The organism is Nocardioides sp. P4_G10 (assembly GCF_056401175.1).
Genome location: NZ_JBFUJV010000013.1, coordinates 59280 through 85706, shown reverse-complemented (window position 1 = coordinate 85706; position 26427 = coordinate 59280). Strand labels below are relative to the sequence as shown.

The following is a 26427-nucleotide window of genomic DNA, read 5'->3' as shown; positions in this document are numbered from 1 at the left end:
GCACAAGTTTCCACATATCAGTTCGGCCAGGCTCGCTCCCCTCTGAGGGGGCGAGAACCAGCTCGACAACCAGGAGAAATCAATGATCCAGCAGGAGTCGCGACTCAAGGTCGCCGACAACACCGGTGCGAAGGAGATCCTCTGCATCCGTGTTCTCGGTGGCTCTGGGCGTCGCTACGCCGGCATCGGTGACGTCATCGTCGCCACCGTCAAGGACGCGATCCCCGGTGGCAACGTCAAGAAGGGCGACGTCGTCAAGGCCGTGATCGTGCGCACCGTCAAGGAGCGTCGCCGCGCCGACGGTTCCTACATCCGCTTCGACGAGAACGCCGCCGTCATCCTCAAGAACGACGGCGAGCCCCGTGGCACGCGCATCTTCGGCCCCGTCGGCCGCGAGCTGCGCGAGAAGCGCTTCATGAAGATCATCTCGCTCGCCCCGGAGGTGCTCTGAAGATGGGTAAGGACATGAACATCAAGAAGGGCGACACCGTCAAGGTGATCGCTGGCAAGGACAAGGGTGCCCAGGGCAAGGTCATCTCGGTGCTCCGCGAGGAGGACCGCGTGATCGTCGAGGGTGTCAACCTCGTCAAGCGCCACACCAAGTCCGTGCAGCAGACCAACACCACCGGCGGCATCATCACCCGCGAGGCGCCCATCCACGTCTCCAACGTGATGCTCGTCGAGGGCGACGGCGTCACGCGTGTCGGCTTCCGCCGCGACGAGGTCACCAAGCGCCGTCCCGACGGCTCGACCTACTCCGCGACCCGGTCCGTCCGCGTGTCCCGCAAGTCCGGCAAGGAGATCTGAGATGGCCGAGACCCAGACCACTGAGATTCCCCGTCTCAAGGCGCGCTACCGCGAGGAGATCATCCCCGCCCTGCGCTCCGAGTTCGACATCGCCAACATCATGCAGGTGCCCGGCCTGACCAAGATCGTGGTCAACATGGGCGTCGGCGAGGCTGCTCGCGACTCGAAGCTGATCGAGGGCGCGATCCGCGACCTCACCGCGATCACCGGCCAGAAGCCGTCCGTGACCAAGGCCCGCAAGTCGATCGCGCAGTTCAAGCTGCGCGAGGGCATGCCGATCGGCGCGCACGTCACCCTGCGCGGCGACCGCATGTGGGAGTTCCTGGACCGCCTGCTGTCCCTGGCCCTGCCCCGCATCCGCGACTTCCGCGGCCTCTCGCCGAAGCAGTTCGACGGTCGTGGCAACTACACCTTCGGTCTCACCGAGCAGGTCATGTTCCACGAGATCAACCAGGACAGGATCGACCGGTCGCGCGGTATGGACATCACCATCGTGACCACCGCCACCAACGACGACGAGGGTCGGGCGCTGCTCAAGCAGCTCGGCTTCCCGTTCAAGGAGAACTGACATGGCGAAGACTGCTCTCAAGGTCAAGGCCGCCCGCAAGCCGAAGTTCGCTGTCCGCGGCTACACCCGCTGCCAGCGCTGCGGTCGCCCGAAGGCCGTCTACCGCAAGTTCGGCCTGTGCCGGATCTGCCTGCGGGAGATGGCCCACCGCGGCGAGCTCCCCGGCGTCACCAAGTCCTCCTGGTAATCACTCACACCCGTTGAAGGTCCCCCGGCTGTGATGCCTGCGGGAAACCACGACGAGAAAGAACCACATCATGACGATGACTGACCCGATCGCAGACATGCTCACGCGTCTGCGCAACGCCAACCAGGCGTACCACGACGCGGTGTCGATGCCCTACAGCAAGATGAAGGCCGGCCTCGCGGAGATCCTCAAGCAGGAGGGTTACATCACCTCCTACGACGTCGCCGACAACGTCACCGCCGAGGGCGAGCCCTCGGTCGGCAAGACGCTGACCGTGACGCTCAAGTACGGCCGCAACCGGGAGCGCTCGATCGCCGGCGTGCGCCGCATCAGCAAGCCCGGCCTGCGTGTCTACGCCAAGAGCACCAACCTGCCCAAGGTCCTCGGTGGCCTCGGCGTCGCGATCATCTCGACGTCGCAGGGACTGCTGACCGACCGCCAGGCGAACCAGAAGGGCGTGGGCGGCGAAGTCCTCGCCTACGTCTGGTGACCCGGACCAACTGAGACCAGGAAGAGAGAGAAGCATGTCGCGCATTGGCAAGCTCCCCATCGCGGTCCCGTCCGGTGTCGACGTCGCGATCGACGAGTCGCTGGTGACGGTCAAGGGGCCCAAGGGCACCCTGTCGCACACCATCGCCGCGCCGATCACGGTCGCTAAGGGCGAGGACGGCATCCTCGAGGTGCAGCGTCCCGACGACGAGCGCAACAGCCGCTCGCTCCACGGCCTGACCCGCACGCTCATCAACAACATGGTGGTGGGCGTCACCGAGGGCTACGAGAAGAAGCTCGAGATCGTGGGCGTCGGTTACCGCGTCCTGCCCAAGGGCCCGACCCAGCTGGAGTTCCAGCTCGGCTACTCGCACCCGATCATCTTCGACGCCCCCGAGGGCATCACCTTCACCGTCGAGGGCCCGACCAAGCTCGGCGTCGTCGGCATCGACAAGCAGCTTGTCGGCGAGGTTGCGGCCAAGATCCGCAAGCTGCGCAAGCCCGAGCCCTACAAGGGCAAGGGCGTGCGTTACTCCGGCGAGCACATCCGTCGCAAGGTCGGAAAGGCCGGTAAGTGACATGGCGATCTCGCTGAGCAACAACAAGCACACCGCCAACCGCGTCCGGGCGCGCCTGCGTCGTCAGGCACGTGGCCGCAAGCGGATCAACGGCACCGCCGAGCGTCCGCGCCTGGTGGTCACCAAGTCGGCCAAGCACCTCTCGGTGCAGGTCGTCGACGACCTGCAGGGTGCCACGCTGGCCTACGCCTCCACCATGGAGGCCGACGTCCGCGGCACCGACGGCGACAAGACCGCCAAGGCCAAGCTGGTCGGCGAGCTGGTGGCGTCGCGCGCCAAGGCGGCAGGTATCGAGGACGTCGTCTTCGACCGCGCCGGCAACAAGTACCACGGCCGCATCGCGGCCCTGGCCGACGCCGCCCGCGAGGGCGGCCTCCAATTCTGATCGCCCGATCGAAGACAATGATGATGAAGGAGCAAGTCTCATGAGCGGAGCCCAGCGCGGACAGCGCGGTGGCGAGCGCCAGTCTGGTGACCGTCGCGGACGCGACAACGGTCGCGGTCAGGCTGACAAGACCGCCTACATCGAGCGCGTCGTGGCGATCAACCGTGTCGCCAAGGTCGTGAAGGGTGGTCGTCGCTTCAGCTTCACCGCCCTCGTGATCGTCGGCGACGGTGAAGGTCTGGTCGGCGTCGGCTACGGCAAGGCGAAGGAAGTTCCCGCGGCGATCGCCAAGGGTGTCGAGGAGGCCAAGAAGGCCTTCTTCAAGGTTCCCCGCATCCAGGGCACCATCCCGCACCCGGTCCAGGGCGAGAAGGCCGCAGGCGTCGTCCTGCTGCGTCCCGCTGCTCCCGGTACCGGCGTCATCGCCGGTGGCCCGGTGCGTGCGGTCCTCGAGTGCGCCGGTATCCACGACGTGCTGAGCAAGTCGCTCGGCTCGTCCAACCAGATCAACATCGTCCACGCGACCGTCGAGGCGCTGCGGATGCTCGAGGAGCCCGAGGCCGTGGCCGCCCGTCGCGGCATGCGCGTCGAGGACGTCACCCCGGCCGCGCTGCTCAGGGCGCGCGCCGAGGGTCAGGCCGAGACCGCGGGGGTGCAGTCCTGATGGCACAGCTCAAGGTCCAGCAGAAGCGTGGTCTGGTCGGCCTCAAGGCCAACCAGCGCGAGACCCTGCGGTCGCTCGGTCTCAAGCGGATCGGCGACGTCGTCGTGAAGGAAGACCGCCCGGAGATCCGGGGCATGATCAACACTGTCCGTCACCTGGTGACGTTCGAGGAGGTGGAGTGACATGACGCTCAAGCTGCACCACTTGCGTCCCGCTCCGGGTGCCAAGACCGCCAAGACCCGTGTGGGTCGTGGTGAGGGCTCCAAGGGCAAGACCGCCGGCCGCGGTACCAAGGGCACCAAGGCGCGCTACCAGGTTCCGGCTGCCTTCGAGGGTGGCCAGATGCCGATCCACATGCGCCTGCCCAAGCTGAAGGGCTTCAAGAACCCCTTCCGCGTGGAGTTCCAGGTCGTCAACCTCGACCGGCTCGGCGAGCTGTTCCCCGACGGTGGCACCGTGACCGTCGACGACCTCGTGGCCAAGGGCGCCGTTCGCAAGAACCAGCCCGTCAAGGTCCTGGGTCAGGGTGACATCTCCGTCGCCGTCCAGATCAGCGCCCACGCGTTCTCGACCTCCGCCAAGGAGAAGATCGAGGCTGCCGGTGGCACCGCGACCGTGGCCTGAGGCCACGATCTCGCTCATCCGGTGAAGGCCTGGCCGCACAGTGGGAACTGTCGGCCGGGCCTTCGTCGTTGAGCGGGGAAGCGGGTCGAACCCCGACTGTTAGGCTTCCCCGGGCTCTCAGCCGTACGACGGCGAGGGTGTCTCGTCCGCCCGCCGATCCTGGTCGGGCACCCATACGAAAGAGGAACCAGTGCTAGGCGCGTTCGCCAACGCTTTCCGGACTCCGGACCTGCGGCGCAAGCTGCTCTTCGTCCTGCTGATCGTCACGATCTTCCGACTCGGCTCGCAGGTGCCCACCCCAGGTGTGCACGTCGCCAATGTCCAGGCGTGCATCAACCAGCTCGAAGAGGGTGGCCTCTACAGCCTGATCAACCTCTTCTCGGGTGGTGCGCTGCTCCAGCTCACCATCTTCGCGCTGGGGATCATGCCGTACATCACGGCCTCCATCATCCTGCAGCTCCTCGTCGTGGTGATCCCACGGCTCGAGGCGCTGAAGAAGGAGGGGCAGGCCGGTCAGACGAAGATCACCCAGTACACGCGCTACCTGACCCTGGGACTGGCCGTGCTGCAGGCGACCGGCATCGTCGCCCTCGCGCGCAGCGGCGCCCTGCTGCAGGGCTGCACGCGCGACCTGCTGCACGACGACGGCACCTCGACGTTCCTGGTCATGGTCATCACGATGACGGCAGGCACCGCGGTCATCATGTGGCTCGGTGAGCTCATCACCGACCGCGGCATCGGCAACGGCATGTCGATCCTCATCTTCACCCAGGTCGTCGCGACCTTCCCGGCGGCGCTGTGGAGCGTGCAGACCTCCCAGGGCTGGGTCACCTTCGGCATCGTGATGGTGATCGGCCTCCTCCTCGTGGCCGGCGTCATCTTCATCGAGCAGGCCCAGCGCCGCATCCCGGTGCAGTACGCCCGCCGCATGGTCGGCCGCAAGATGTTCGGTGGCAACTCGACCTACATCCCGCTCAAGGTCAACCAGGCCGGCATCATCCCGGTCATCTTCGCCTCGTCGCTGCTCTACCTCCCGGCGATGGCGGTGCAGTTCAACCCCGAGAGCCAGAACCCCGTGCTCGACTTCATCGGCACCTACCTCGTCGGCGGCGACCACCCGCTCTACATGGCGACGTACTTCCTGCTGATCATCTTCTTCACGTACTTCTACGTCTCGATCACCTTCAACCCTGTCGAGGTGGCGGACAACATGAAGAAGTACGGCGGCTTCATCCCCGGGATCCGGGCGGGCAAGCCGACCGAGGACTACCTGTCCTACGTCCTGTCCCGCATCACGTTCCCTGGAGCGCTCTACCTCGGTGCGATCTCGTTGGTCCCGCTCGTCGCCTTCGCGATGATCGACGCCAACCAGAACTTCCCGTTCGGCGGCACCTCGATCCTCATCATGGTCGGCGTGGCACTCGACACGGTGAAGCAGATCGAGAGCCAGCTCCAGCAGCGCAACTACGAAGGATTCCTGAAGTAGATGAGACTGATCCTCATGGGCCCGCCGGGTGCGGGCAAGGGCACGCAGGCCCGCTTCGTGGCCGAGCACTTCGGCATCCCGGCGATCTCGACCGGTGACATCTTCCGCGCCAACGTCTCGAAGGGCACACCTCTGGGCGTCGAGGCGAAGCGCTTCATGGACGCCGGGGAGTACGTCCCCGACGAGGTCACCAACCTGATGGTGCGCAACCGCATCGACGAGGCGGACGCCGAGCCGGGCTTCCTGCTCGACGGCTACCCCCGCACCCTGGCCCAGGTCACCGAGCTCGACGGGATGATCGCCTTCACCGGCCACCGGCTCGACGCGGTCGTCGTGCTCACGGTCGACCCGGAGGAGCTCGTCCAGCGCCTGCTGCAGCGTGCCCAGACCGACGGTCGCGCCGACGACACCGAGGACGTCATCCGGCGCCGTCAGGAGGTCTACGCCGAGCAGACCGAGCCGCTGATCGGGGTCTACCGCGAGCGCGGGATCCTGGTCGAGGTCGACGGGATGGGTGAGGTCGACGACGTGACGACCCGCATCTTCGACGCCCTCGACGTCGTTCCGCAGAGCTGACGGTCGGCACAGGCCCATGGGGTTCCGGGACCGCGGGATCGAGATCAAGACCCCCGAGCAGATCGACCTGATGCGTGTCGCCGGGCTGCTCGTGGGGGAGACCCTCGACCTGCTCCGCGCTGCCGTCCGGCCGGGGGTGACCACCCTGGAGCTCGACACCATCGCGGAGACCAACATCCGCGACCACGGGGGCGTGCCGTCGTTCAAGGGCTACAGCCAGCCGCCGTTCCCGGCGACGATCTGCGCCTCGGTCAACGACGAGGTGGTGCACGGCATCCCGGGTGAACGCACGCTCGCCGAGGGTGACGTCATCTCTATCGACTGCGGCGCCATCGTCGAGGGGTGGCACGGCGACGCCGCCATCACGGTCCCTGTCGGCGAGGTCGCCGACGACGTCGTCGAGCTGCTGCGGGTGACCGAGGAGTCGCTGTGGCGCGGCATGGCAGCCGCCCGTCTCGGCGGTCGGGTGGGCGACATCAGCCACGCCGTGGAGACGCACGTCCGCGCCCAGGGCCGCTACGGCATCCTCGAGGACTACACGGGCCACGGCATCGGCACCGAGATGCACATGCCGCCCAACGTGCCCAACGTCGGCCGGCGCGGCCGCGGACCCGCGATCGTCGAAGGGCTCGCGCTCGCGGTCGAGCCGATGGTCACGCTGGGGAGCAAGCACACCGACCTGCTCGAGGACGAGTGGACCGTCGCAACCGTCGACGGGTCCTTCGCCGCGCACTTCGAGCACACCTTCACGGTGACCCCGCAGGGCGCCTGGGTGCTCACGGCCGTCGACGGCGGCCGGGCCCGCCTCGACGCCCTCGGCGTCCCATTCGGCGGACGCTGACCTCGATTTCACGCCCACCCCGCGACGCGTGACAGACTGACGCGGTTGGAGGGGAGTATTCCCTGACAGTGGTGTCGTCAGTACGGCGTCCGCGAGAGCGGGGGCCCGGTGCCACTGGTTCGCCGAATCAGCGCGAGCGGAAGAGACCTCTGGCGTCCGTGCGCTGCGCGGACCCCGATCTCGCCTCATCCCAAGGAGCAACAGCGTGGACGTACCCACCTGGGTCTGGATCGCGACCTTCGCCGTCACGATCGTGATCTTCACCTTCGACCTGGTCATCGTCGGCCGCAGGCCGCACGAGCCGAGCATGAAGGAGTGTGCGACCTACCTCTCGATCTACGTCGGGCTGGCCATCCTCTTCGGCATCGGTGTGTGGGTCGTCTGGGACCACCAGCACGGCCTGGAGTTCTTCTCCGGGTGGTTGGTGGAGTACTCCCTGTCCATCGACAACCTCTTCATCTTCATCATCATCATGGCGAAGTTCGCCGTGCCCAAGGAGCTGCAGCAGTACGCCCTGATGATCGGCATCGTGATGGCGCTGATCATGCGCGCGATCTTCATCGGAGTCGGCGCCGCGGCGATCGAGCAGTTCAGCTGGGTCTTCTACCTGTTCGGCATCTTCCTGATCTACACCGCCTTCAAGCTCGCCAAGGAGGGCGCCGAGGACGAGGACGACGAGTTCGAGGAGAACAAGCTCGTCGCGTTCGTCGAGCGGCGCTTCCCGGCCACGTCGGAGTGGCACGGCAAGAAGCTCCTGATCAGCGGTGACAACGCCAAGAAGATGATCACGCCGATGTTCATCGTGATCCTCACGCTCGGCACGACGGACCTGCTGTTCGCCCTCGACTCGATCCCCGCGATCTTCGGCATCACCAAGGAGCCCTACCTGGTGCTCACGGCCAACATCTTCGCGTTGATGGGCCTGCGCCAGCTCTACTTCCTCATCGGTGGCCTGCTCCAGCGCCTGATCTACCTCTCCTACGGCCTCGCGTTCCTGCTGGCCTTCATCGGCGTCAAGCTGTTCTTCCACGCGCTGCACGAAAACGAGCTGCCGTTCATCAACGGTGGCGAGCCCCTCGACTACGCGTGGCTGGAGATCCCGATCTGGCTCTCGCTCGTGGTCATCGTCGCCACGCTGGCGATCACCGCGGCGCTGTCGCTGTGGGCGTCGAGCCGGATGTCCGACGAGGAGCAGGACGCGGCCACCGGCCCGCGCCGCGACTGGGAAGACGGCTGACCGCCGCCTGACGTCGGGACCCGTGGGTCAGGACACGCACTGGCTCGCGCTGGGCGAGTTGTCCGATCCGCGGGTCATCCGCACGTCGAGGCACACCGGCTCGTCGGTGCGCACCAGCAGTTGCCTGCGGGACGTGCTGCCGTACTCGTCGGTGTCGTCGCGGTGCCAGCTGAACGAGTCGCCGGCCTCGACGCTCACGGGCGGGCGCCACTCGAACAGGACCCCGCGGGGCGTGCGGCTCCCGGTGAGCGTCACCGCCTCGACGAGGACGTCGGGGATCACGTCGGCCGGCGTCTGCGACTCGGTCGGAACGACGACGCCCGGATCCTCCTCGCGGTCGTTGCCGCCGAGGACGAGGAAGCCGACCAGCAGCGCGAGCACCGCGACGCCGATGCCGGCCCACACCAGGCCCGGCACTCCGGCCCGCTCCTCCTCGCCGTCCTGCAGCGCAGGTGCGGGGTCCTGGGCGGCGATGCGCCGCGGACCGCTCGCCGAGATCACCGTGACGGGCTTCATCGCCGTCGCGTCCTCGCCCGGTCCCGCCGCGCCGGGCGACGCGAACGAGCCCGACGACCCGGAGGTCCCGGACGAGCCGGACGAGCCGGGCGCCTCGGAGGGGCTGACCGACGCGTCGGGCCGGTCGCCCTCCACGGCGACCGAGGTCCGCGCCCAGCCGGCGGCGGACTCGATGCGCTGGAGCGCGCGAGCGAGCTCGAGGGCGCTGGCGGGCCGGTGCTCCGGGCGCTTGGCCAGGCACTGCTGGAGGAGCCGGTCGAGCGCGGGTGGGACGTCGGGGCGCTGGGTGGCCGGGGGAGTGGCGTGCAGGATGCGCGCGCTGAGGGCCCGGGTGGAGTTGTCGCCCGACGGGATGGAGAACGGCGACCGCCCCACGAGCAGGTGCCAGATGGTCGCGCCGAGGGAGTAGACGTCGGAGGCGACCGAGCCGTTGGACCGTCCGTCGAGCAGCTCGGGCGGCGACCAGGGGTAGGAGATGCGGACGTCGTTGTCGCCCTCGACGTCGGCCATGTGGCCGGCGATGCCGAAGTCGGTCAGCGCCGGCTCGTGGTAGGTGGTGACGAGGACGTTGCTCGGCTTGATGTCGCGGTGCAGGATGCCCGAGCGGTGCGCGGTCTCGATCGCGCTCGCCAGCTTGATGCCGGTGGAGACCGCGTCGACCGGAGCCATCGGGTTGGCGCGCACCCGCACGCCGAGGTCCGGCGGGGGGCAGTAGCGCATCACGAGGAACGGGCGGCCGCCCTCGGCCGTGACCCCGGCGGTGATGACCGAGACGATGTAGGGGTGGTCGGCCAGCCGCGCCATGGCGTTGGCCTCGGCGGTGAAGAGGTACTTCTCGCGGTCGGTCAGCGGCACGTCGGGGCGTACGACCTTGACCGCGACGCGCTGGCGCGGCCACTGCTGCTCGTAGAGGAAGACGTCGGCGAAGCCGCCGCTGCCGAGGTGCTCGATGAACGCGAACCCCGGGATGGCTGGTGCGCTCACCGGGCGACCGCCCCGGACTCGTAGCGGACGCTGTAGACGTGGGCCATGTCGAGGACCGTGCCCGGCTCGAGCACGTAGGCGTCGCCGGGCCGCATGCGCTCCGGATCACGGCCCGGGGGCGCGAACGTGGTGCCGCCGCGGCTGTCGAGGTCGCGGGCGACCACGTCCCAGCCGTCGAGCTCGATCTGCAGGTGGCGTCGCGACACGAACGAGTGGTCGGCCGGCAGGTGCACGAGGTGGGGCCAGTCGGTGCTGCCCTCGGCGGGGACCGGCTTGCGCCCCAGGATCACGCCCCGGTCGAGCGGCACGACCTCACCGGTGGGGAGTCGGAGACCGCCGAGGGGCGGCCGGTCCACGCGCCGCGGCTCCTGCGGGGCGACCCGCTGGTGGCACACGCGGCACTGCGGGGAGGCCGGGGGAGTCAGGTGCCCGAGGGGGCAGCTCACGGCGAGCACCGTCGGCGCGGTGGTGTGGGCCAGGTGGGCCGGACGCATGGACGTGGCGCCGTCGTGGTCGTCGGGCTCCGCCGCGGTGGTCGGCGTCGTCGGGGGCCGGATCGTGGTGTGGGCCCCCTCCTCGATGCGCTGCATCATCAGCGGGTCGGGCTCGGAGGTGTCGATGAGCGAACCGGTGTCCTCGACCCGAGGACGTACACGGGTGCGCGGGGGAGGGCCGTCGGGACCCTTCGCCGCGAGGATGGCGTCAGGGATGCCGTCGATGAGGGCGGCCGCCGCGGGCGCCGGGCTCGCCTCGACACGGTGGATGGGAGCGGTGCGGGCCGACACGGGCGTCAGCTCGACGCGATCGGCGGCGACCACCCCACCCACGAGGCGTCGGGTGGTGACGAGGCCGTCGGGGTCCGCCCCGCCATCGAGGCTCAGCACGCGCGACGGCCCGGCGAGGCGCACGTGACCGGCGCCGCGGGACAACGTCGTCGACGCACCCGAGGTGAAGTCGACGAGGGCCAGTCCGGGCGGGTCGCCCTCGAACGCCTTCTCGGCGACGGCCAGCACGCGCTCGGCGACGCTGGCCCCGGACGGCGCCGTCAGCGACAGCGCGTCCCAGATCTCCTGGACCACCCGCTCGTCATCGGGGTCGGTGAGCAGCACCCAGTGCGCGCCACTGCCGACGAGCACCCCAGCACCGCTGGCGTACCGCGCTTCCACGATCAACGTCGGCTCCCCTCGTACACGCCCACCCCGCCATCATCACCCATCACGCCAGTCCGGCGCACATGGTCACGATTTGTCGGAAACTTGTCCGAACCTCGGCGACATACATACGCTCCTCTCTGGGTGTGTGCGGCGGGCGTACGTCATCCGTGGGGCCAAGGGGGACTGGCGTGGCACGTGTGACTGCTCTGCGTCGACACCGGGCGGGAATCGCCTCGGGCGTTGCGCTGGCCGTCGCGACGACCGTCATCGCCGTCTACGCCGTCTCCGCCGACGGCTACAAGAAGCACGAGGCCGAGCTCAACGACGGCGGCGTGTGGGTGGTCAACGGCAAGAAGGGCTGGTCGGGCCGGCTGAACAAGCCGATCAACCAGCTCGACGGCGTGGTGCCCGGCGACAACGGCAAGGCCCGCCTCGACGTGGTCCAGGACGGCGCGGCCGTGGTGACCCTCGACGCCGGCACCAGCCGCGGGCAGGTGATCGAGACGAGTCGTCTCGAGGCCCAGGACGGCGGCTCCGCCGCGATCCCGGTCACCGGCGACGTCGCCATGGCCGGCGGCTCGCTCGCCACCGCGGACGCCGAGACCGGCGAGGTCTGGGCCGTCCGCTACGACGACGAGCTCGGCAAGCCTGTCGTCAGCGCCGTCGACCGGCAGGCCGAGCCCCTCGCCGAGGCCGGCGAGGGCGCGGCGCTCACGGTGAGCCAGTCGGGCACGGTCGTGGTGACCTCCACCGAGGAGAGCACCGTCACGACCCTCGCCCCGACCGACGCGGGATTCCGCAAGCCGCGCACCCGCGACCTGTCGGACGACGCAGGCCAGGTGTCCGACGTCACCACGGTCGGGGACCGCATCGTCACCCTCGACGCCGACGCCGGGGTCCTCAGCGTGGTCGGCGGCGCCACCGTGTCCGTCACGCCCGGCAGCAAGCTCCAGCAGCCGGGGCCGGCCTACGACGCCGTGCTCGTCGGGGCTCCCGACGGGCTGCTGAGCGTCGACCTCGCGTCCGGCGACGTCACCACCGTCTCCACCAGCTCCGGCACCTCCGCCGTCGAGCCGGTGCGCCTCGGAGCCTGCGCCTACGGCGCCTGGTCCGGCGGCCTGGGCGCCGTCGCCGTGCAGTGCGGCTCGCAGGAGGTCATGGAGGACGACCTCGGCGGCAACGCCACCAGCCTCGCGTTCCGGGTCAACCGCGGCGAGATCGTCCTGAACGACGCCAACAGCGGCACCGTCTGGGACGTCCAGGAGGACAAGCCGATCCGCATCGACAACTGGGAAGCCTTCACGTCGAAGAAGAAGAACAAGGACGACGACGAGGAGAACGAGAACCAGACCGACGCCGACCGCCGCCCGCCGCGGGCCAAGCCCGACTCCTACGGCGTCCGCGCGGGGCGCACGACCGTGCTCCACCCGCTCGACAACGACTCGGCGCCCGACGGTCGCCTGCTGAGCATCGTCGACGTGGACCAGCCGTCCGGCGGGGCGCGCGTCGAGATCAGCCCCGACGGCCAGACGCTGGTCCTGGAGATGCCCGAGGACGGTCGTCCCGCCCGGTTCGACTACTTCATCGACGACGGGCGCAACGGCCTCTCGGCCAACGCGGCCGTCGACGTCACGGTGCGCGGCTCCGAGCAGAACGAGCCACCCGCCCTGCGGGAGGGGTGGAAGAAGCCGACCTACAAGGTGCCGCACGGCGGTGAGCTCGCTGTCCCGGTGCTGGGGGACTGGCGCGACGACAGCGACGGCGACACCTTGCTCCTCGAGTCGGCGAAGGCGGTCGGCGGGGAGGAGTCGGGCGCTGCCGCCCGCACCACGGCCGACGGTCGGATCCGCTTCACTGCCCCGACCGGTCCCGCCGACGGATCCCAGCTGGTGCGCGTGGAGTTCGCCGTGACCGACGGTCGCTCCGCCCCGGTCACGAAGTCGATGAGCTTCCAGGTCCAGGCGCCCAAGGACCAGAAGTCCTACGCGCCGCAGGCCGAGCCCGACGTCGTACGCGGTGAGGTCGGCAAGCCGATCAAGATCCGGCCACTGCTCAACGACCTGCCGGGGTCCGACCCCAACGCCACCGACGCCGAGCTGTCGCTGGGCGGGAAGGTGCCCCAGCAGCCCAACGCCAAGGTGGTCACCGACCTCGACGCCGGGCAGCTGACCTTCACCGGGGAGCGGGCCGGGACCTACTTCCTCAGCTACGACGCGGCCTTCGGCAACGCCCCGCTCGATCAGGGCACGATCCGCGTCGACGTCAAGGCGAGCCCCAAGCGCTCCGCCGAGCCGATCGCCATGCCCGACACCCTCACCGTCTACGGGCAGGCCCCCGGCATCGTCGACGTGCTGGCCAACGACCTCGACCCGGCGGGCGGCCTGCTGGTCGTGCAGCGCGCCGTCGGGGACCGCGCCGACCAGCTGGACGTGGCGATCGTCGACGGGCGGTGGCTGCGCATCTCCGCGACCCGCCCCGACCTCGCTCCCGCCACGCAGACCGTCTCCTACACGATCAGCAACGGCACCAGCTCCGCCGTCCGCGGGGAGGTGGTGGTCACCCAGCGTCCGGCGCCGGAGGACAACACCCCGATCACGGTCTCCGACAAGGTCGTGGTGCGGGCCGGCGGCTCGGTCGCGGCCCCCGTGCTCGACAACGACGTGTCCCCGGCGGGCGACCGCCTGACCCTGCTCAACGACCTGGCGAGCACCGACACCCCGGGCGAGCTCGCGGTGGTCGCCCCCATCGACGTCACCGGCGACGTCGGCAAGGCCTTCGTCTCCGGCCGCGTGGTGCGCTACGTCGCGCCCGAGAAGGTCGAGGAGCGCGACACCTACACGGTGAAGTACGTCGCGCAGAACCTCGAGGGCAAGCGCGCCGACGGCACCCTCAAGGTGACCGTGGTGCCCGCCGACGACCCGAACGACGCGCCCGAGCCGCCGACCCTCGAGGGCCGGGTGGTCTCCGGGGACACCGTGAAGGTCCGGGTGCCCGGGGTGGGCGTCGACCGCAACGGCGACCCGGTCACGGTCACCGGCATCACCTCTGCCCCCCGGCTCGGTCGGATCGAGGCCGTCGGCGGCAACTTCCTCGAGTACGAGGCCTACCCGCGCACGGTCGGCACCGACGAGTTCACCTACTCCGTCGTCGACTCCCAGGGCGCCTTCGCGACCGGCACGGTCCGGGTGGCCGTGGTCGAGCCGGGCCAGCCCCAGCCGCCGCTGGCGGTCGAGGACCGGCTCACCGTCGAGCCGGGACGCACCGCGACGTTCGACCCGCTGGCCAACGACTACATCGCCGCCGGCGACTCGGTCGAGGTCGAGATCCTCGACGGTCCTGACGGTGCCCGCCTCGACCCCGACACCAACCTGGTGACGGTGCCGGCGCCCGACTCCGCGGACGCCGCGCCGACCGTGCTCGTCTACCGGGTCACCAACGGCATCGACGAGTCCCGCTCGACGATGACGCTGACCACGGCGGAGGACTACGACAACCCGCCGATCGTCTACGACGCCTTCGGCCGGGCCGACGACAGCGGGAGCGTCGTCGTCGACGTCCTCGAGGGCGCCTACGACCCGGACGGTGACGTCGAGGACCTCGAGGTCGTCGACGTCTCCGGTGACCCGTCGGCCCGGGTGGTCGACGGGGTGCAGGTACGTGCCGACCGCGGGAAGGCGCCGAAGGTGCTGCCCTTCCAGGTGCGCGACGCCGACGGCGCGACCGCCGCTGCATCGGTCTACATCCCGCCCACGGGTGACGGCCTGCCCTACGTCCTGCCCGGGTCGCTCATCGAGCTCGACTCCGGCGAGAGCACCACTGGCAAGGTGACTGACTACATCGCCGCGCCCGACGGCGGCAAGGTACGCCTCGCGTCCGGCCGCCGCTCCTACTCGGCCTCGCCCACCTCCCTCACCGTCGGACCCGACGGGGACAACCAGTTCACGCTCTCGGCCCCGGCGACCTTCCGCGGACCGGGCTCGGTGCTCGTGGAGGTCACGACCGCCACCGACGCCAGCGGCAACGAGGACGCCACGACGACCGAGGACGGCGTCACCGCGATCCTGTCGATCCCGGTGGTGGTGGGCGACGACGTCCCGTCGCTCGAGTGCCCCTCCAACGTCATCCCGATGTCGTCCGGCCAGCGCTACGACCTCGACATCGAGACGTACTGCAAGGTCTTCACCGTCGACCCTCGCGACGCCGCCGACCTCGACTTCACCGCCGAGTGGAGCCAGGCCGTCGACGGTGTCGACGTCGGGAGCCCCGTGGGCTCCGTCGTGCCCGTCACCGCCTCGGAGGACGCCACGGAGGGCGGCGAGGCCGTGCTGACGGTGCGTGCCGGCGAGAGCAACCCGCAGGAGGTGCGCTTCCGGCTGGCCCAGGCACCGCCGCCGCGACTCAACCCGATCCGGGTCGAGACCATGGAGGCCGGGCAGAGCCGCACCTACGACATCGCCGCCTACCTCCAGGCCGGCGTCGCCAACCCTGATCCCACCATCGTGCAGGTGCAGAACACCGGGACCCCCGGCGTGAAGGCCAGCGTGAACGGCAGCCGGCTCACACTGACGGCCGAACGCGACACCCGTGGTGCGGACGCGAGCTTCCGGCTGGTCGTCAGCGACGTGTCCGACGGCGACCCGCCGTCGTCGCGCACCGCCGAGGGCCGGATCCAGTTCCGCGTCATCGGCACGCCGTCGCCGCCCGGTGAGCCGCGTCCCTACCCCCTGTCCGACGAGGTCGGCACCATCAAGATGGGATGGGCGCCGCCCGACGACGACGGCGGGGCGCCGCTGACGTACTACATGGTGCGCGAGGAGAGGTCCGGCACCAAGCAGCGGTGCGACACCAACGAGTGCGTCTTCCGCAAGCTCAAGACGGGTGGCAACTACAGCTTCCGCGTGCAGGCGTTCAACCGGGTGGGCGGCAGCGAGTGGAGCAACCTGTCGCGCACGGCGAGGGCCGACACGCAGCCGGGTCGGGTCCAGAACATCCGGATGGCCAGCCGCGACAACGGCCAGATCACCGTCGCCTGGGACAAGCCGTCCACCAACACCTCCCGGATCCTGGACTACACGATCACGTGGCCCGGTGGAGGCCCCGTCGTCGTGGACGGCGGCACCACGTCCTTCCCCGTCACGGGCCTGGACAACAACACGGAGTACGTCTTCACGATCAAGGCCCAGAACGCGGTCGGCTACTCGCTTCCCCGCACGTCCGGGCCGATGCAGCCGCTCGGCACGCCGCCGGCGCCGGCGGCCCCGGCGGTGACCGACCTCGAGTCCGGCGCCAACCAGACCAACATCCGGATCGCCTGGCAGGGCGTGCTGCCCGAGGGCCCCGGGCCGACGGTCTACACCGTCAGCTACACCAACGGCGTGACCTCCGGGACGGTCTCCGGCTGCCAGCGACTGGCGTCGCTGACCTGCACCCACGCCGGCGTGCCCTACGACGGCCTCACCTACACCTACACGGTCGTCGCGGCGAACCAGCCCAGTGACCAGCCGGGCAAGCGTTCCCAGCCGAGTCCCGGCACTTCCATCGAGGTCGTCGGACGCCCGGCGGGCTGGGGCGACTGGACGGTCGTGCCCACGGGCGCGAGCCAGGAGATCCAGCTCACTTTCACTGTGCCGGACTCGCGCGGAAGCGTCAGCAACGTCGACGTGCTGGTCGGCGGTTCGATCGCAAGGCCACTGCCCGGCGCCACCGGCACGGTGACGACGAAGGTCAACATGCCGAGCAACGAGCAGCCCTACAGCGTCGAGCTCAGGGTGTGCAACGAGAAGGCGCCGGCGGGGTGCACCCTCAGCGGAGCGAAGTCCGCACAGAGCTACGGCCCGCTGGGAGACGCGCTCCTGGACGTCAGGCCGGTCGTGAACGGCAAGGACGTCTACTGGGTGATCACCGGGACCGCAAACGGCTCGCCCGTCTCCGTCCGCTACGAGGTGGGGGGTGACGTCACGACGTTGCAGCCGTCCGGAGCCGGCCAGTTCAGCCTCCAGACCAAGACGTTCACCACCTCCCGCTACCGCCAGGACATCCGTATCAGCGTGGCGCTGTTCGACTCCTCCAAGCCAGGGCGCGGACAGGACACCGGTGACAACACGGCCACGTCCGGCAATCCGCCACCACCGCTGGTCAGCATCTCGCGGGGTGACAGGTGCGGTGACGGTCCGCAGACGACGAATCCCTGCAAGTCCAACGGCTTCCAGGCACCCTGCCTCGTCAACAGCTGCAGCTTCGTACGGCTCACGACCTCCGGGTTCGAGGAGAACTACCGCTGCACCATCCAGGGCACGGGTAGCGACGGCTCGGAGTGGTACAACCAGAACTTCCCCGGTGGTTCCCAGACGAGCTGGTACTCCGCGGGCGGCACCATCTCGATCTCGTGCACCGACAGCACGGGCTTCCAGACCAACTCCGCCACGGTCTATTGGGACATCAACAACGACTGACCGGCACGTGCCGGCAGCCCGAAGGAGCAGCATGACGATCAGCCACGAACAGGCCGAGTGGTTCAGGTCGACCTTCGACCAGCTCACCGAGAACATGGAGAAGGCGGTCCTCGGCAAGCGGCACGTCGTCCGGCTCGCGCTGACCTGCCTGCTGTCGGAGGGGCACATCCTCATCGAGGACTTCCCCGGCACCGGCAAGACGATGCTGGCTCGGGCGTTGGCCAACACCGTGCAGGGCAGCCACGCCCGCATCCAGTTCACCCCCGACCTGCTGCCCTCCGACGTCACCGGCGTCACCGTCTACGACCAGCACAAGGGCACGTTCGAGTTCCACCCGGGCCCGATCTTCCACACGATCGTGCTGGCCGACGAGATCAACCGCGCCTCGCCCAAGACGCAGTCGGCGCTGCTCGAGGTCATGGAGGAGGGCCAGGTCACCGTCGACGGCGTGGCCCACCCTGTCGGCAAGCCGTTCCTGGTGATCGCCACCCAGAACCCCATCGAGCAGGCCGGCACCTACCGGCTGCCGGAGGCCCAGCTCGACCGCTTCCTGATGAAGACCTCGGTCGGCTACCCGGACCGCCAGGCGACCGTCGAGCTGCTCAACAACGCGGCGGTCCGTGACCGGGCCGCCCTGGTCACCCCGGTGATCACCGCCGCCACCATCGCGCAGATGAGCGGCCTCGCGGACGAGGTCTACGTCGACCCGGCCGTGGTCGGCTACGTCGCCGAGCTCGCCGAGGAGTCGCGCCGGCAGCCGCACGTCAAGCTCGGTCTGTCGCCCCGCGGCTGCCTGGCGTTCGTCCGCGTGGCGAAGACCTGGGCCGCTGCCGACGGTCGCGACCACGTGGTGCCCGACGACATCAAGGACCTCGCCGAGCCGGTGCTCTCGCACCGACTGCTGCTCGACGCCGAGGCGCAGTTCAGCGGCGTCGACGTGCAGACGGTGATCTCGCGCCTGCTCGACGCCGTCGCGCCGCCGACCGACCGCGTGGGGGCCTGACCGCCTTGGTCCGGCAGCGGTTGAACGACGCGCTCGAGGTCATCAAGCCGATCGGCTGGCTGGTCCTCGGTCTCGGCCTGGGTTCCCTCCTGGTCGCCGTCTTCGCGCAATGGCGCGAGCTGGCGGTGCTGGGCACGGGCTGCCTGGTGCTGATGGTGCTCGCGCTGCCGTTCCTCCTCGGCCGGACGTCGGTGTCGGTCGACCTGCGGCTCCAGCCCGAGCGGGTGGCGGCGGGGGAGTCGGTGGCTGCCGGCGTCCTGGTGGTCAACCGCGCGTCCTCGCGCCTGGTCCCGACGACGCTCGAGGTCCCGGTCGGATCGGCCGTGCACCGCTACGGCATCAGCTCGCTCGCGCCCGGGGCCACCCACGAGGAGTCGTTCACGATCCGCACCGAGCGGCGCGGCGTGATCGCCGTCGGCCCGGCGATGACGCGTCGTGGCGACCCGGTGGGCATCTTCTCCCGCGACGTGGTCTGGACGCCGGTGCGCGAGGTGCTCGTACGTCCGCACCTGCTGCCGGTCGAGTCGCTCGGCGCCGGACTGCTGCGCGACCTCGAAGGGGTCTCGACCGACGCGGTCAGCCAGAGCGACCTGGCGTTCCACGCCCTGCGGGAGTACGTCCCCGGTGACGACCTGCGCCACATCCACTGGCGGTCGTCGGCGAAGGTGATGGCCTCGAGCGGCGAGTCCTCCCTGCTCGTGCGCCAGTACCTCGACACCCGCCGCAGCCACGCCACGATCGTCGTCGACGACCGGCTCGACTCGTGGTCCGACCCGGAGGACTTCGAGGCGGCGATGGCCGTCGCGGCGTCGATCGCGGTGCGGGCGGTGCTCGACGAGTTCGACGTGTCCTTCGTGTGCGGCACCCACGCCTCGTCGGGCTCCGACGGCCACCTCGCGCTCGACGCCGTCTGCCGCGCCGACTTCGGCGACCGCGGCCTCGTCGAGTCCGGGCGGCAGGCCAGCATGCTGGCTCCCGACACGAGCCTCGCGTTCTTCATCGGCGGCAGCGAGTCGCCGTTCACCGACGTGCTCCGCTCCTCGGCGGCCTTCCCGCCCGAGGTGCGCCGCTACGGCATCGTCGTCGACCCCCAGGGCAACAGTCGCGTCACCGAGACCGGCGGCCTGCCCGTCCTCCACCTCGCTGCCAAGGAGGACCTCGGCGGTCTCCTGCGCTGGAGCGTCCGATGAGACTCACCCCACGACGTTCTCCGTCTCCTCCGCCCCGCTCCTCCGCCGGACAACGCCGCGGGGACCCCGAAACCGCCCGAGGACCTTCGGGCATGGCGACCGGCACCCGCACCCGCGTACGCCCGCACGCGCTGCTGCCCGACCGCCACTCGTGGGTCGACATGGGCTTCACCCTCGCGCTGGCAGGGGTGGCGCTGACGGCGTTCGGCTCGTCGTTCACCGGGTCGGCCTACCTCGTGGTCGGCCTGCTCGGCACGGTGATCGCGATCCTGGTGACCCACCTGACCCGCGCCGCCGGCTGGCCCGTGATCTCCGCGGTCGTCATCTGCCTCGTCCTCTTCTTCCTGCTCGGCGGACCGCTCTGCCTGCGCTCGCTGGGCGACACCTACACGCTGCCCGGCTCCGGCACCCTCGCCCGGGTCGCGGACCAGGCGGTCTTCGGCTGGAAGGACCTGCTGACCACGCTGCCCCCCGTCGACGGTGACGGGCCGCTGCTGGTGCTGCCGTGGCTGTCAGGGATGGTCGCGGGGCTCGTCGGCAGCACGCTGGCCCACCTCCCGGTCCGCCGCGCGTGGCTGGCCGCCCTGCTGCCCGTGGCCGGGATGACAGCTGTCCTCTCCGGAGCGATCCTGCTGGGGGTCCGCCACCCCGAGTCGCTGGTCGTGCAGGGCGCGGTCTTCACCGCGCTCGCCCTGGCCTGGCTGGCCATCCGGGCCCGCCGGGCCAGTGCCACCGTGCACGGCGGCACCACGTCGTACGTCCGCGGTGTGGGCGCCGTCGTCATGCTCGGCCTCGCGGCGCTTCTCGCCCATCCCGCCAGCGCCCTCTTCGTCAGCGACGACTCGGAGCGCGCGGTGGCCCGCAACTGGGTCGAGCCGCCCTTCGACATCGGCCGCTACCCCTCGCCGCTCGCCGGCTTCCGCAAGTACGTCGACCTGAAGGGCGAGCCCAACCCGGCCAACGTCTACGACAAGACGCTGCTCGACATCGACGGGGTGCCCGCCGGGTCCCGGGTGCGGTTCGCCGCCATGGACCGCTACGACGGGATGGTCTGGGGCGCCACCGACGACGCGCTGCCCGGCCCGGCCGACGACTCCTTCCAGCGCGTGTCGTCCACGATCGACAACCCGGTCGAGGGCAAGGACGTCGACGCGACCGTCACCCTCGGCGAGGGTTGGAGCGGGGTGTGGCTGCCCACCGTCGGCGCCCTCCGGTCGATGGACTTCCAGACCGGTGACGCACGCGCCAAGGCCGAGGTGTTCCGCTACAACCTCGCCACCTCCACCGCTGTCGTCCCCACCGGGATGCAGCGCGGCGACAGCTACTCCTTCACGGCCGTCCAGCCCGACGACGAGCTCAGCGAGGAGACCGTCGGGTCAGCCGACCTGACGCCCCTGCCGGCAGGGGCGGCGTTCATCCAGGGCCCGACCGAGAAGTGGACCGAGGACGCCGGCACCGACCCGATGGACCGCGTGCTGGCCGCCGCCGAGCACCTGCGCTCGGAGGGCAAGTACTCCGACGGCATCGGCCGCACCGAGCGCATCTACGTCGCCGGCCACAGCGCGTGGCGCCTGTCCGACGAGTTCGTCAACGCGCCGCAGATCGTGGGCAACGACGAGCAGTACGCCGCGACCATGGCCCTGATCGCCAACGACATCGGGGTGCCCGCCCGCGTCGTGCTCGGCGCGGTCGTCCCGGAGGGCGGTCGGGTCACCGGCAAGGACGTGTCGGCCTGGGTGGAGCTCCGCGCCGCCGACGGGTCGTGGAAGACGCTGCCGACCGAGGCCTTCATGTCGGACACGCCTCCGGCCGACCAGGTGCCCGAGACCAACACCCCGATGTCCGGGACGGTCATCCCGCCGCCCAACCCGATCCCGCCGCCGTCCGACGCGGGGGAGCAGAGCGACGCCGACCTCAAGGAACGCAAGGCCACCCGCAAGAAGAAGGCCGAGGAGGACGAGGACGGCATCATCCCGGGCCTCCCGTCGTGGGTCGGAACCGTGGTGACCTACATCGGTCTCCCGCTGCTCGCCGCCGCCCTGCTGCTGGCCGCCGTGGTCGGCCTCAAGGCGTGGCGTCGGCACCGCCGCCGCAGCGCGGCCTCGGCCTCGGCCCGATTCGTGGGCGCCTGGCGCGAGCTCGTCGACCACGCGCGCGACCTCGGCCAGCCCGTGCCGCTCGGGCCGACGGTCACCCGGCGCGAGCAGTCGGCCGGCATCGTGTCCGGCGAGGCCGGCACGCTGGCCCGCCGTGCCGACAGCTTCGTCTTCGGCCCGAGCACGCCCGAGACGGCCGCGGCCGCGAGCTACTGGGACTCGGTCGACGCCGAGCGGCGGGCGATGTCGCAGGAGGTCGGCCGCTGGCAGCGCGTCCGGGCCGCGACCAGCCTCCGCTCGCTGCGGCGTACGACGTCCCGGTCGGCGCGCGACGCCGATCGGCAGCCCGCCACCGACGACACGGAGCCGACCCCCGCGCCCGGGCGTGTCCCGGCGGGGGCGCGACGGCTGCGCGGGCTCGCTGATTGGCGTTCTCGACGTACGCCTGACTAAACTGGTGCGTCGGCCCAACGTGGGCTGTGTTTCGTGGCGCCTCGCGGCTGCCCGGGAAACTCGTGTGATCGTCCCAGACGTTTGCGCGCGTGCCGGGAAGAGGCTCCCCGGACCGCCTCACGAGGTCCACCGGCCCCCTGCTTGCAGGTGCCGGGCGGTTCCCGGGCCACGGTAGACAACGAGACAACAGATTGTGGAGGACATGCCGAAGAAAGAAGGCGTGATCGAGATCGAGGGCACCGTCGTGGAGGCCCTTCCCAATGCGATGTTCCGCGTGGAGCTGTCCAACGGGCACAAGGTACTCGCGCACATCAGCGGCAAGATGCGACAGCACTACATCCGGATCCTCCCCGAGGACCGGGTCGTGGTGGAGCTCTCGCCGTACGACCTCACCCGGGGTCGGATCGTCTATCGCTACAAGTGACATTGCCAGCCGAGTAGCAAGGATTCGTTGACATGAAGGTCAACCCGAGCGTCAAGCCCATCTGTGACAAGTGCAAGGTCATCCGCCGTCACGGCCGGGTCATGGTCATCTGCGAGAACCCGCGCCACAAGCAGCGGCAGGGCTGAGTGTGGGCGTTCAGACACGGCGAAGCCGGAGCTGAACGCTCATCACGAGCCGCGCAGCCGCTTGCGGCCAGCGGGCTTGAACCCCAGCAGGACCACAGCACCACCGCACCACCACACAACGTGATCGCTAGGCCAGGCAGCCCCTGTCCGAAATCACCTCCGGAGCACCGGCCGGAGCCCACCCGAGGCGGGTTGGGACGCGACACGAACCGAAACCGATGCGAGACAGACAAGGAACCGCCACATGGCACGCCTCGTTGGTGTTGACCTCCCGCGCGACAAGCGCATCGAGGTCGCTCTCACCTACATCTACGGCATCGGCCGTACCCGCTCCCAGCAGCTCCTGGCTGCCACCGGTGTCGACCCGAACGCTCGGGTCCACACGCTCGGTGACGAGGAGCTGGTCAAGCTTCGCGACGAGATCGAAGCCAACTTCAAGATCGAGGGTGACCTCCGACGTGAGGTCCAGGCGGACATCCGCCGCAAGATCGAGATCGGCAGCTACCAGGGTCGCCGCCACCGCATGGGCCTTCCGGTCCGCGGTCAGCGCACCAAGACCAACGCGCGCACCCGCAAGGGCCCGAAGCGCACCGTCGCCGGCAAGAAGAAGGCGAAGTGATCGGCGCCCTGCGCTGATCCTCGTCCCCGAAGCTTCCAGACCAGACCTCACCAGGAGTTAATGCATGCCTCCCAAGAGCCGCGCGACCAAGGTCCGCCGCAAGGAGAAGAAGAACATCGCTCAGGGCGAAGCCCACATCAAGAGCACGTTCAACAACACCATCGTCACCATCACCGACCCGACCGGCGCCGTGATCTCGTGGGCCTCCGCCGGCACCGTCGGCTTCAAGGGCTCGCGCAAGTCGACCCCCTTCGCCGCGCAGATGGCCGCCGAGGCCGCTGGCCGTCGCGCCATGGACCACGGCATGAAGAAGATCGACGTCTTCGTCAAGGGTCCGGGTTCGGGCCGCGAGACCGCGATCCGTTCGCTCGGGGCCCTCGGCCTCGAGGTCGGCCAGATCCAGGACGTCACGCCCACCCCCCACAACGGATGCCGGCCTCCCAAGCGCCGCCGCGTCTGACCCGAGACTGAGAAAGAGAGACTGACATGGCCCGCTACACCGGTCCCATGACCCGCAAGTCGCGCCGTCTCGGTGTCGACCTCGTCGGCGGCGACGCTGCCTTCGAGAAGCGTCCCTACGCCCCCGGCCAGCACGGCCGCGGTCGCATCAAGGAGTCCGAGTACCTGCTGCAGCTCCGCGAGAAGCAGAAGGCTCGCTTCACCTACGGCGTGATGGAGAAGCAGTTCGTCCGCTACTACAAGGAGGCCAGCCGTCGCCAGGGCAAGACCGGCGACAACCTCCTGCAGCTCCTCGAGTGCCGCCTCGACAACGTGGTCTACCGCGCCGGCTTCGCCCGGACGCGCCGCCAGGCCCGCCAGCTCGTCACGCACGGCCACTTCCTGGTCAACGGCAAGAAGGTCGACATCCCGTCCTTCCAGGTCACCGACCACGACATCATCGACGTGCGCGAGAAGTCGCTCGAGCTGACCCCGCTGATCGTGGCTCGCGAGACCCACGGCGAGCGCGTCACCCCCGCGTGGATGGAGGTCATCCCGTCGCGGATGCGCGTCCTCGTGCACCAGGTCCCGGTCCGGGCGCAGATCGACGTCCCGGTCCAGGAGCAGCTCATCGTGGAGTACTACTCCAAGAAGTGATCTCCAGTCGGTGGTCGCCCGTGCTGCGGGCGGCCACCGATGCCCCTCTTCCACGCCACTCCTCACCATGTTCGGATCCGTCAAATAGCGGGTGGATCCGGAAAGGAAAAACTCCGTGCTCATCGCTCAGCGCCCCACCCTCACGGAAGAGACCGTCGACGAGTTCCGCTCGCGGTTCGTCATCGAGCCCCTCGAGCCCGGCTTCGGCTACACGCTCGGCAACTCGCTGCGCCGTACGCTCCTCAGCTCCATCCCGGGTGCCTCGGTCACCAGCATCAAGGTCGACTCCGTCCTCCACGAGTTCTCGACGATCGAGGGCGTCACCGAGGACATGACCGAGATCATCCTCAACCTCAAGGGCATCGTCGTCTCCTCCGAGCACGACGAGCCCGTCGTGATGTACCTGCGGAAGTCCGGTGCCGGTGACGTCACCGCCGCCGACATCACCCCGCCCGCCGGCGTCGAGGTGCACAACCCCGAGCTCAAGATCGCCACGCTGTCCGACAAGGGCAAGCTGGAGATGGAGCTCGTCGTCGAGCGTGGCCGCGGCTACGTCTCGTCCGTGCAGAACAAGGGCGCCGACAACGAGATCGGCCGCATGCCGGTCGACTCGATCTACAGCCCGGTCATGAAGGTGACCTACAAGGTCGAGGCCACCCGTGTCGAGCAGCGCACCGACTTCGACAAGCTCGTCATCGACGTCGAGACCAAGCAGTCGATCCGTCCCCGCGACGCGATCGCCTCGGCCGGCAAGACCCTCGTCGAGCTCTTCGGCCTGGCCCGTGAGCTCAACGTCGAGGCCGAGGGCATCGACATCGGCCCGTCGCCCGTCGACGAGCAGCTCGCCGCCGACCTGGCCCTGCCGGTCGAGGACCTGCAGCTCACGGTCCGCAGCTACAACTGCCTCAAGCGCGAGGGCATCCACACCGTGGGCGAGCTCATCTCGCGCTCGGAGCAGGACCTGCTCGACATCCGCAACTTCGGTGCCAAGTCCATCGACGAGGTGAAGGCCAAGCTCGTCGAGATGGGCCTCTCGCTCAAGGACAGCGCGCCCGGCTTCGACCCGCACGCCGCCCTCGCCGCCTACGGCGACGACGACGACGACGCGTTCATCGAGGACGAGCAGCTCTGATCTCCCGACCCTCGCCACGAGGGTCGTACCACCAAACCGACCGGGCTCAGTCGAACGTCTGAGCCGGTCGTCTACCCGGGTACCTGACACGGCCCGAGAGAAGGAAGGCACCACATGCCCAAGCCCAAGAAGGGTCCCCGCCTCGGCGGTAGCCCCGCCCACCAGCGCCTGATGCTCTCGAACCTGGCCACCGCCCTGTTCGAGCACGGCCGGATCACCACCACCGAGACCCGTGCGCGCCTGCTGCGCCCGGTCGCGGAGAAGCTGATCACCAAGGCCAAGCGCGGCGACCTGCACAACCGTCGTGAGGTCCTCAAGACCGTCCGCGACAAGTCGGTCGTCCACACGCTGTTCACCGAGATCGCGCCGACCTTCGCGGAGCGTCCCGGTGGCTACACCCGCATCACCAAGATCGGCCCCCGCAAGGGCGACAACGCCCCCATGGCGGTCATCGAGCTGGTGACCGAGGCCTACAGCCCGAAGGCGCCCTCGACCAAGAAGACCCAGGCCGCTGCCGCTCCGGCGACCGCGTCCGACGAGCCGGTCGAGGACACCACGGCCGAGACCGCTGCCGAGGAGCACGAGGCTGCTGCCGCCGAGCACGAGGCCGCCGCCGCGGAGCACGAGGCCGCTGCGGAGGAGCACGAGGCTGCTGCCGAGGAGCACCAGGCTGCCGCCGAGGCTGCCGAGGAGTCGGACGACTCCAAGGCCTGATCCCAGG

General features: G+C 69.7%; 27 protein-coding genes. 25 read left to right on the top strand and 2 right to left on the bottom strand.

Going from position 1 to position 26427, the window contains the following annotated elements:
- Window positions 1–82 precede the first annotated feature (82 nt).
- From rplN to AC1DP1_RS14425, 14 genes are all read left to right on the top strand, one after another.
- Complete coding sequence (rplN, locus tag AC1DP1_RS14490; RefSeq protein WP_056887123.1) at window positions 83–451, top strand: 50S ribosomal protein L14; 369 nt, start codon at window positions 83–85, stop codon at window positions 449–451.
- Between the two features lie 2 nt (window positions 452–453).
- Window positions 454–807 carry a 50S ribosomal protein L24 gene (rplX, locus tag AC1DP1_RS14485; RefSeq protein WP_300049836.1) on the top strand — a complete coding sequence of 118 codons (354 nt, stop codon included), beginning with the start codon at window positions 454–456 and terminating at the stop codon, window positions 805–807.
- 1 nt (window position 808) lies between these two features.
- Window positions 809–1375, top strand: a complete 567-nt coding sequence (gene rplE / locus AC1DP1_RS14480) for a 50S ribosomal protein L5 (RefSeq protein ID WP_457188162.1) — start codon at window positions 809–811, stop codon at window positions 1373–1375.
- Between the two features lies 1 nt (window position 1376).
- Window positions 1377–1562 carry a type Z 30S ribosomal protein S14 gene (locus tag AC1DP1_RS14475; RefSeq protein WP_011757321.1) on the top strand — a complete coding sequence of 62 codons (186 nt, stop codon included), beginning with the start codon at window positions 1377–1379 and terminating at the stop codon, window positions 1560–1562.
- Between the two features lie 70 nt (window positions 1563–1632).
- Complete coding sequence (rpsH, locus tag AC1DP1_RS14470; protein ID WP_300049842.1) at window positions 1633–2052, top strand: 30S ribosomal protein S8; 420 nt, start codon at window positions 1633–1635, stop codon at window positions 2050–2052.
- A 34-nt stretch (window positions 2053–2086) separates the two neighbouring features.
- On the top strand, window positions 2087–2629 hold the full coding sequence (gene rplF / locus AC1DP1_RS14465) for a 50S ribosomal protein L6 (protein ID WP_300049844.1): 543 nt from the start codon (window positions 2087–2089) through the stop codon (window positions 2627–2629).
- Between the two features lies 1 nt (window position 2630).
- Window positions 2631–3014, top strand: coding sequence for a 50S ribosomal protein L18 (gene rplR, locus AC1DP1_RS14460; RefSeq protein WP_191278204.1), 384 nt, complete (start codon window positions 2631–2633; stop codon window positions 3012–3014).
- A 40-nt stretch (window positions 3015–3054) separates the two neighbouring features.
- Entirely contained in the window at window positions 3055–3678 is a 624-nt protein-coding gene (gene rpsE, locus AC1DP1_RS14455; protein WP_457188167.1) for a 30S ribosomal protein S5, read from the top strand.
- Complete coding sequence (rpmD, locus tag AC1DP1_RS14450) at window positions 3678–3860, top strand: 50S ribosomal protein L30 (RefSeq protein WP_056599717.1); 183 nt, start codon at window positions 3678–3680, stop codon at window positions 3858–3860. The genes rpsE and rpmD overlap by 1 nt, the downstream gene beginning before the upstream one ends.
- Before the next feature lies 1 nt (window position 3861).
- A complete protein-coding gene (rplO, locus tag AC1DP1_RS14445; RefSeq protein WP_477507414.1) occupies window positions 3862–4302 on the top strand; it encodes a 50S ribosomal protein L15 in 441 nt (146 codons plus the stop codon).
- Between the two features lie 190 nt (window positions 4303–4492).
- Window positions 4493–5788 carry a preprotein translocase subunit SecY gene (gene secY / locus AC1DP1_RS14440; protein ID WP_457188170.1) on the top strand — a complete coding sequence of 432 codons (1296 nt, stop codon included), beginning with the start codon at window positions 4493–4495 and terminating at the stop codon, window positions 5786–5788.
- Window positions 5789–6364: an adenylate kinase gene (locus AC1DP1_RS14435; protein ID WP_477507413.1), complete on the top strand. Its 576-nt coding sequence runs from the start codon at window positions 5789–5791 to the stop codon at window positions 6362–6364. It abuts the gene before it with no gap.
- A gap of 16 nt (window positions 6365–6380) precedes the next feature.
- Complete coding sequence (gene map / locus AC1DP1_RS14430) at window positions 6381–7205, top strand: type I methionyl aminopeptidase (protein ID WP_477507412.1); 825 nt, start codon at window positions 6381–6383, stop codon at window positions 7203–7205.
- A gap of 205 nt (window positions 7206–7410) precedes the next feature.
- Entirely contained in the window at window positions 7411–8442 is a 1032-nt protein-coding gene (locus AC1DP1_RS14425) for a TerC family protein (RefSeq protein WP_477507411.1), read from the top strand.
- Between the two features lie 27 nt (window positions 8443–8469).
- Here AC1DP1_RS14425 and AC1DP1_RS14420 read toward each other — a convergent pair whose 3' ends face one another.
- On the bottom strand, window positions 8470–9942 hold the full coding sequence (locus tag AC1DP1_RS14420) for a serine/threonine-protein kinase (RefSeq protein ID WP_477507410.1): 1473 nt from the start codon (window positions 9940–9942) through the stop codon (window positions 8470–8472).
- Complete coding sequence (locus AC1DP1_RS14415; RefSeq protein ID WP_477507409.1) at window positions 9939–11108, bottom strand: FHA domain-containing protein; 1170 nt, start codon at window positions 11106–11108, stop codon at window positions 9939–9941. Before AC1DP1_RS14415 ends, AC1DP1_RS14420 begins: the two co-directional genes overlap by 4 nt.
- 176 nt (window positions 11109–11284) lie before the next feature.
- Here AC1DP1_RS14415 and AC1DP1_RS14410 point away from each other — a divergent pair, with 176 nt between their 5' ends.
- The 11 genes from AC1DP1_RS14410 to rplQ all read left to right on the top strand — a co-directional run bounded on the left by AC1DP1_RS14410 (window position 11285) and on the right by rplQ (window position 26420).
- A complete protein-coding gene (locus AC1DP1_RS14410; RefSeq protein ID WP_477507408.1) occupies window positions 11285–17548 on the top strand; it encodes an Ig-like domain-containing protein in 6264 nt (2087 codons plus the stop codon).
- Window positions 17549–17579: 31 nt separating this feature from the next.
- A complete protein-coding gene (locus tag AC1DP1_RS14405) occupies window positions 17580–18551 on the top strand; it encodes an AAA family ATPase (protein WP_477507407.1) in 972 nt (323 codons plus the stop codon).
- Window positions 18552–18571: 20 nt separating this feature from the next.
- Window positions 18572–19741: a DUF58 domain-containing protein gene (locus AC1DP1_RS14400; protein ID WP_477507406.1), complete on the top strand. Its 1170-nt coding sequence runs from the start codon at window positions 18572–18574 to the stop codon at window positions 19739–19741.
- 92 nt (window positions 19742–19833) lie between these two features.
- Window positions 19834–22290 (top strand): transglutaminase-like domain-containing protein, encoded by a 2457-nt coding sequence (locus AC1DP1_RS14395; RefSeq protein ID WP_477507405.1) that lies wholly within the window; start codon window positions 19834–19836, stop codon window positions 22288–22290.
- A 202-nt stretch (window positions 22291–22492) separates the two neighbouring features.
- Window positions 22493–22714: a translation initiation factor IF-1 gene (infA, locus tag AC1DP1_RS14390; protein WP_011757309.1), complete on the top strand. Its 222-nt coding sequence runs from the start codon at window positions 22493–22495 to the stop codon at window positions 22712–22714.
- Window positions 22715–22746: 32 nt separating this feature from the next.
- Window positions 22747–22860 (top strand): 50S ribosomal protein L36, encoded by a 114-nt coding sequence (gene rpmJ / locus AC1DP1_RS14385; RefSeq protein ID WP_004008316.1) that lies wholly within the window; start codon window positions 22747–22749, stop codon window positions 22858–22860.
- A gap of 244 nt (window positions 22861–23104) precedes the next feature.
- Entirely contained in the window at window positions 23105–23479 is a 375-nt protein-coding gene (rpsM, locus tag AC1DP1_RS14380; RefSeq protein WP_090969288.1) for a 30S ribosomal protein S13, read from the top strand.
- A 64-nt stretch (window positions 23480–23543) separates the two neighbouring features.
- Window positions 23544–23939, top strand: coding sequence for a 30S ribosomal protein S11 (rpsK, locus tag AC1DP1_RS14375; RefSeq protein WP_300049882.1), 396 nt, complete (start codon window positions 23544–23546; stop codon window positions 23937–23939).
- A gap of 26 nt (window positions 23940–23965) precedes the next feature.
- Window positions 23966–24574, top strand: a complete 609-nt coding sequence (gene rpsD, locus AC1DP1_RS14370; RefSeq protein WP_191194645.1) for a 30S ribosomal protein S4 — start codon at window positions 23966–23968, stop codon at window positions 24572–24574.
- 115 nt (window positions 24575–24689) lie between these two features.
- On the top strand, window positions 24690–25706 hold the full coding sequence (locus tag AC1DP1_RS14365; protein WP_129474471.1) for a DNA-directed RNA polymerase subunit alpha: 1017 nt from the start codon (window positions 24690–24692) through the stop codon (window positions 25704–25706).
- A gap of 114 nt (window positions 25707–25820) precedes the next feature.
- Window positions 25821–26420, top strand: a complete 600-nt coding sequence (gene rplQ / locus AC1DP1_RS14360) for a 50S ribosomal protein L17 (protein ID WP_477507404.1) — start codon at window positions 25821–25823, stop codon at window positions 26418–26420.
- Window positions 26421–26427: the final 7 nt, after the last annotated feature.